At 65.1% G+C, this 588-nt stretch carries 1 protein-coding gene; it reads right to left on the bottom strand.

The window, feature by feature from the left end:
* A partial coding sequence (locus E4K09_RS18660; RefSeq protein ID WP_166802398.1) for a putative Ig domain-containing protein occupies positions 1 to 588 on the bottom strand: 588 nt, incomplete at both ends.

The following is a 588-nucleotide window of genomic DNA, read 5'->3' as shown; positions in this document are numbered from 1 at the left end:
TCCGAGCCGCCTTCCCCATCGCCGATCATGTAGGTGACGGTCGGGACCGTGCCGTTCCAGCTGGCGACTGGCGTGAAGCTGTAAGCGCCATCGCTGCCGAGCGTGAACGTGCCCACGCCAGCGATCAGGACGCTGTCGCCGGGATTGTGCGGCGTCGCGTCGCCCGCGATCATGAAGCTGGTCACGCTCAGGCTGTCGCCGTCGGGATCAGCGTCAGCGACGTCACCGGAGCCGCTGGCGGCGATCACATTGCCGGTGACGGCGGTGTCCTCATTGGTTGCTGCCGTGTCATCGTTGGCGATCGGAGACGGATTGGTCACTGTCCAGGTGAAGGTGCGATCCACCGAGAGGCCGCCGCCATCGGCGGCCGTGACGGTCACGCTATAGACGCCATTGGTGCCGTCCTGGCTGGCCGAATGGTTGATGGTGCCGCTGATGATGCCGGTGGCCGGATCGATCGACAGACCATCGGGCAGGTTGCTGGCGCTGTAGGTCAGCGTGTCGCCATCTGGGTCGGAGAAGAAGGTCGAAACGTCAAGCGGCGTGATGCCCTGCGCATCCTCATTGGCCTGATCGGCAATCGTGCCG

The sequence above is a fragment of the Microvirga pakistanensis genome (genome assembly GCF_004458765.1).
Classification (GTDB): domain Bacteria; phylum Pseudomonadota; class Alphaproteobacteria; order Rhizobiales; family Beijerinckiaceae; genus Microvirga; species Microvirga pakistanensis.
Note: the sequence above shows the minus strand (reverse complement) of the source record. Positions and strands in the feature narration are given on the sequence as shown.